A 6005-nucleotide genomic window follows, 5' to 3' on the forward strand; every position below is an offset into this window, starting at 1 on the left:
TCTTTGTCCCCTAACTTTCGGCGAGTCCCCCCAGACTTTTTGAGAAGCTTCTACTCAACAGACTTTTTTCTGGCTTATTTTAGCTGAAATTTTAACAGGAGTAGCTGGCAGTTTAATTTCCGGTGCCGATACAGCTTTAACTTATGATACCTTTTTACATTTAAACCGCGCTCACGAATACCGTAAATTTGAAAGTAAATTAGTAGCTATTTCGGGAATAAGTGAAGCCGTGTGTGGCTTAATTGGAGCTATAGTGGCTCAATATAACTTAGTTTATCCTTTTTATCTACAAACAATTTGTATCTTATTTTATTCTTTTTTAGCTACAAAATTGATTGAACCTCAACATGAAGTTCAAGAAAATTATCAAATCAAACTAAAGTTAATATCAGTTGTCAAAAATGCCTTAATTATAAACCACTTAATTAGATGGCTGATTCTCCTAAGTGCGACGTTTTCAGTCGCTACTTTTCTGATAGTTTGGTTATCTCAAGCTTATTTATCTAACTATAACGTACCAACGACTTTCTTTGGAATTATATGGGTAGTTTTTCATGGACTTATGAGTGGTGCTTCTCTAACAACCAATCATCTTTCAAAAAAACTTGGATTAAAAAATACCTTACTATTTTTGATTATATTATTATCAGTTTCATATATCTTTTTAGGTATGATAGATCAAGTTTGGGCTATTTTCTTTGTCGCCATTATTTATTGTGTGAGAGGTTGGGTCACACCCTTACTAAATGAAGCTCTTAACCAAATTGTTCCTTCTATCACACGAGCGACCATTTTTTCAGTCAAAAGTTTTGTTTTTCGTTTGGGATTTGCTGTTATTGGAACAACATCTGGGTGGTTAGCTGACCAACACTCTTTAAATCTATCATTAACGATTATGGGAATTACTTTTTTGAGTTTGGGGATGTTTTCTTGGTGGAATCTAGTTAAGCTAAAATCGATTTAAGTCAAATAATTAATCCGATTGAGGAAAAAGTGGATGGGGACTTTTGGGGTTGTAAGGGTTTTTCGAGATAACTTTAACCGCTAATTGTTGAAGATAAGAGGAAGAAAGCCCAGAAACTACACAAAACGATGAATTCACTCAATTGACCCACACATTTACACGATTTTCTCCAATTATAATTGATTGCTGTTTACAACAAATGTTCTAGTTCGTAGAGTTGATATTTTTGGACAAGTGTTACCTTCGTTTGAACTACGCCACTTTTTGTAATTATCCTACTGGATATCTAGGTAAAGTCATGAAGAGTAATCTCTTTAATAATTCCTAAATACTTTACAAAGATTCAAATTCAGCCGTAAATCCAGGAAAAATTGTACAATTTTCTATAAAAGTTTCAACCTCACTAATGTCATCCATTTTATAAGCCATGATTCTTATCCCATTAGGCATTTTCTGAGACCCTATCAATTCAAGCTGATAATTTTCTGTCATGGTTTTAAACTCAGCCCCAGACTGTTTCCATGAATCACCGTCACAACGGACATTAACTCGCCACATAATAAAATTAGTCTTAATGAACAACAATTAAATATCTTATCATCATATTAAACTAATAATAAAAATTGGGAACCATTACCTAAAAATTATTAGAGTTCATACTTCTAAAAGTAGTAGTATTTAATGTATGGTCTTAAAGAAAAAGATAATGGTAGCATCAGTATTGATACAATATAAAAAACTTGTTAGTATTAGAGAGTTATAGAGATAAAAAATAAAATTAAGATACAATAATTATGGCTACTTGGTCACAAGCTATCGAAAAACCAGCAGAAGAATTTCCTTTAAAACCTTTACCAATCCTATCAGGAGAAATTCCTGATGAACTGAGAGGGACGTTATATCGAAATGGACCAGGGAGACTAGAAAGGGGTTCCCAAAAAGTTGGTCATTGGTTTGATGGCGATGGAGCAATTTTAGCCATTCATTTCAGAGAAGCAGGTGCAGAGGCAACCTATCGTTATGTCCAAACAGCAGGATATCAAAAAGAAGCTGAAGCTAATGAATTCTTATACCCTAATTATGGCATGACTGTACCCGGACCTTTCTGGAAAACGTGGGGAAAGGACGTTAAAAATGCTGCCAACACATCGGTGTTGGCACTACCTGATAAATTATTAGCTTTGTGGGAAGGAGGCAATCCTCACGGCTTAGATTTAGATGATTTAGCAACCAAAGGATTAGATAATCTTGATAAATTAACCGAAAAGCAACCGTTTTCGGCGCATCCAAAAATTGATTATCAAACTGGTAATATCTATAATTTTGGTATTAGTTTAGGGGCAAAAGTAACGCTACATCTCTATCAAAGTGATGCTACAGGAAAAGTGATAAAAAAATCAGATTATCCCTTGGATGGTTTAAGGATAGTTCATGATTTTATTTTAGCTGGCTCATATATAATATTTTTTGTTCCTCCTATTCGTGTGAAATTATTACCGGCAGCATTAGGGTTATCTAGTTTAAGTGAGGCAATGGAATGGAAACCAGAAATAGGGACAGAAATATTGATTTTTGCTCGAGATAGTTTATCCTTTATTAGTAAAGCAAAAGCTGACCCTTGGTTTCAATGGCACTATAGTAATGGGTGTGTTAATCAAGAGGGTAATATTCTTGTTGAATTTGTCCGTTATGCTGACTTTTCCACCAATCAAAACTTAAAAGAAGTAGCGACGGGAAAGACAACAACTCCAGCAAAAGGAAATCTCTGGGAAGTAGAAATCGAGCCGAAGAAAGCTACAGTTATCCGTCAAGAACAGTTATTAGATAGAGGTTCAGATTTTCCCATTGTTCCTAGTCATCAAACAGGACAAAAATGGCGTTATACTTATCTATCAGTTCACCGAGATAATGCAGATTTATCTCAGGAAATTTTTGGAGCGATCGCCCGTTATGATCGACAATTAAAGAAGATAACTGTAGCAGACATGGGAAAGAATAGATATCCCTCGGAACCGATTTTTGTTCCTAATACTCCGAACTCAGAACAAGGATGGGTATTAACCGTTGTTTATGATGGAAATAACCATAGTTCTGAACTAAGAATTTATGATAGTGAGGCATTAGAAAGTAGTCCTTTATGTCGTTTAGGATTACCAAATGTTATTCCTATGGGATTTCATGGTACTTGGAAACAAGGTTAAAAGTGGAAAACAAAGAGAACCTACTTTGAAAATACAATTAGTAATTTAACAAAAAACTAGTAAAATTGTGTTTATAGTCCAGGGAAAAGAAAAAACTCATAATTTTAAACTATCTAAAAATACATATTCTACATTTATCCTCTGTCTAAAATGCACCATCATTGAGGCTTAAAAGGGAGCTTCAAATGTATAGGTTTCTAATCCTTTGACATCCTCTCTGTCCTCCGCTACCGCTAAAGAACGGTGATTCCCTAAAACAAGCTTAATTGCTTATATAGTTCATCGTATGTATCTACAAATTGGACCGTTTGTTGGGCAGGACGAGGCTTAACTATACTCTCTGTAAAGGTTTTAGAACTTTTTTTTCATTTCACCCTACCCAGTTTGATCGAAAAGAATTAAGCCAAGACTTTGTTATTGCAATATCAACATCAGATAATAAAAGACTAGGATAAATCGCTGTTTGTTGAATCGGATGATTTAAAACTTTACAACCATGTAATTGATAAAAACTAAAATTGAGCAACTGATGAACCACAGCAATTATATCAAAACTAAGTTGACTAGCAGGAGAATTAATCGGTTTCCCATCTTGCGGATCAATAATAGCAACTAATGTTCCTTGTTTTTGAAAAGTTAGTTTGATTCTTTTACTCAAAGTAAAAAATTCGTCTCTCAATCGTTGTTTTTCTAGTTCAACTTGACGGTTACTTGTCTCTAAAGGAATGAAAGAATACAATAAAATAATAACAGCAGTTTTAGGCACAATAGGCAAATCTGGGAGTAATAAAGAGGAATTATTCGTGATGAATGGAGTAATAGGCTGAACATAGATTTCAATGGGAAGTTGAGCCGTTTTTTGATAAGTAATGATAGGTTTAATATTCAGTTCAAACAGGGAAAACACACTGAGAGGACAAAGATTCACTACCAATTATATCAAGAAAAATCGGTGAGAAAATGACTACCTATAATTTCAGTAGGTAACGAAGGAGAAACCAGTAGGTTGAAACGCTGTAAATTGGGTTATTTCCTAGAAAGCTTTTCCCATAGCGGGTAATCGGTTGGAGTGAAAGCTTTCAAAAAATAAAAGGAACCCAAAGTTAGCGGATATTGGTACACAACTTTTACATTCTATAGCTTGCTTGTCTTAACACTTTATCCTTAGAAATTAGAAAAGTGTCAGGAATGGCGAGGGAACATTTAGTAAAATTTTAGTTTTTTTCTCGATTCAACTATTCTTTAAATAATAGCTAAATTATCTAATTTGTTACTGAAACCTGTAATTTCAATAATAGCATCAGTATCAGCTGCAAAACCATCAACATTATCATTAAGAGCGACAAAAGTCCGTGTTCCGAAAGTGAAAGTTGCTGCTCCATCGGCCAGAAAATCATTGGTTGTCAAAACAGTCAGAATTGCTGTTTCATCCAAACCGATTACTTCACCCAGATGCGCAACATTCTGTTTACTAACCGTATTAATTCCATCAATGAAATCTGTCCCAATTTTTAAATCCGTGATCTGATCGAAACTACTTAACAGGGAATCAGTCAAGTCATAGTAGCGAAAAGTATCACTTCCATTATCTCCCGTCAAAATATCGGCATCAGTACCCCCAACTAACAAATCATCTCCATTATTACCCTCGAGGGTATCGGCATTAGAACCACCAAATAACTCATCATCCCCATTATTACCCTCGAGAATATCGGTACCTGCATCACCGAATAATTTATCATCTCCATTGTTGCCTGTAAGGATATCAGCATCAGAACCACCAAATAACTCATCATCCCCATTATTACCCTCGAGAATATCGGTACCTGCATCACCAAATAATTTATCATCTCCATTGTTACCGGTAAGGGTATCGGCATCATTACCGCCAAATAACTCATCATCCCCATTACCTCCATTCAAGATATCTTGCCCTGCAAAACCAAACAATGTATCGTCACCATTACCTCCATGAAAAATGTCATTACCAGGAGTACCTGTAACTAAATTATCCCCATTGCCAGCATTTTCTGTGCGTCCGACTTCAAGGTTGACCATGCCAGTCATGGTAGAATTGCCATCAGAAACGATATAGGTAAAGCTATCACTGCCACTAAACCCTGAATTGGGGGTGTAGGTCAGAATATTATTGTTGTGAGTCACAGTTCCGTTGAGCCCTTGTTCAAAACTGGTAATAGTTAGGGAACCACCTTCAGGATCACTATCATTGGCAAGAACATCAACTAAAATAGCAGTATCTTGGGCTGTGGTGGTGAAATCATCCACTGTTATCGGAGATAGATTAAGGGTTAACGTGGTTGCAGCGAGGTTACTGGTATTAGAATGAACAGCGCCATCATCCACAACAAATTCGATATTCCTTTGACTTCCAGGAGTTGGGGCAGTATTAGTATAAGTGGCGGTGCGTAATACCTGTTGATAATTCGCTACAGTATCAATGCCACTAAGGGTTAAGGTTCCTTGATCGTAATTCGCCGTAATATTTGTTCCTGTCGTGTCCACTGCCAAACTTTCGGCAATACCATCTTGTAGATTGGTAATGGTAATTGTTGCACCGACTAAAGTGGTTGAGTTGCTATCTCCGACGGTTAAATCATCACTGACAATGGCGATCGGCGTTCCAGTAAACGTCGCAGTATAACCAGTCCCTCCAGAAACCCCATTGAGATCGAGATCAGGAGCAATATTCCCATAAATAACGTAGCTTTGTCCAGCAGCAAGGATGCCATTAGGATCAGCTGCATTAGCACCAATAACGATATCATGTGACGACTCCCGACACTGAACGGAGTACCGTTACAGTGCGGGCTTCTCCAAGC

General features: G+C 36.3%; 4 protein-coding genes and 1 pseudogene. 2 read left to right on the forward strand and 3 right to left on the reverse strand.

What is annotated here, in order from left to right; genetic code table 11:
- Positions 1-70 precede the first annotated feature (70 nt).
- Positions 71-964 (forward strand): annotated as a pseudogene (locus tag P9B04_RS12760) (MFS transporter); the annotation flags it as partial.
- Between the two features lie 333 nt (positions 965-1297).
- On the opposite strand, the gene P9B04_RS12765 reads toward P9B04_RS12760, so the two are convergent.
- On the reverse strand, positions 1298-1522 hold the full coding sequence (locus P9B04_RS12765; RefSeq protein ID WP_342055372.1) for a hypothetical protein: 225 nt from the start codon (positions 1520-1522) through the stop codon (positions 1298-1300).
- Positions 1523-1758: 236 nt separating this feature from the next.
- On the opposite strand from P9B04_RS12765, the gene P9B04_RS12770 reads away from it, so the two are divergent.
- Entirely contained in the window at positions 1759-3165 is a 1407-nt protein-coding gene (locus tag P9B04_RS12770; RefSeq protein WP_342055373.1) for a carotenoid oxygenase family protein, read from the forward strand.
- Positions 3166-3535: 370 nt separating this feature from the next.
- Here the strand turns inward: P9B04_RS12770 and P9B04_RS12775 are convergent, their stop codons facing one another.
- On the reverse strand, positions 3536-4072 hold the full coding sequence (locus P9B04_RS12775) for a hypothetical protein (RefSeq protein WP_342055374.1): 537 nt from the start codon (positions 4070-4072) through the stop codon (positions 3536-3538).
- Between the two features lie 335 nt (positions 4073-4407).
- Positions 4408-5688: an Ig-like domain-containing protein gene (locus P9B04_RS12780; protein WP_342055375.1), complete on the reverse strand. Its 1281-nt coding sequence runs from the start codon at positions 5686-5688 to the stop codon at positions 4408-4410.
- Positions 5689-6005: the final 317 nt, after the last annotated feature.

The organism is Crocosphaera sp. Alani8, assembly GCF_038442745.1.
Lineage (GTDB): Bacteria > Cyanobacteriota > Cyanobacteriia > Cyanobacteriales > Microcystaceae > Crocosphaera.

What these genes read in the sequence shown, in the direction of transcription:
- P9B04_RS12765 (WP_342055372.1), bottom strand. Translation starts at nt 1,522, where the DNA reads ATGTGGCGAGTTAATGTCCGTTGTGACGGTGATTCATGGAAACAGTCT.
- P9B04_RS12770 (WP_342055373.1), top strand. Translation starts at nt 1,759, where the DNA reads ATGGCTACTTGGTCACAAGCTATCGAAAAACCAGCAGAAGAATTTCCT.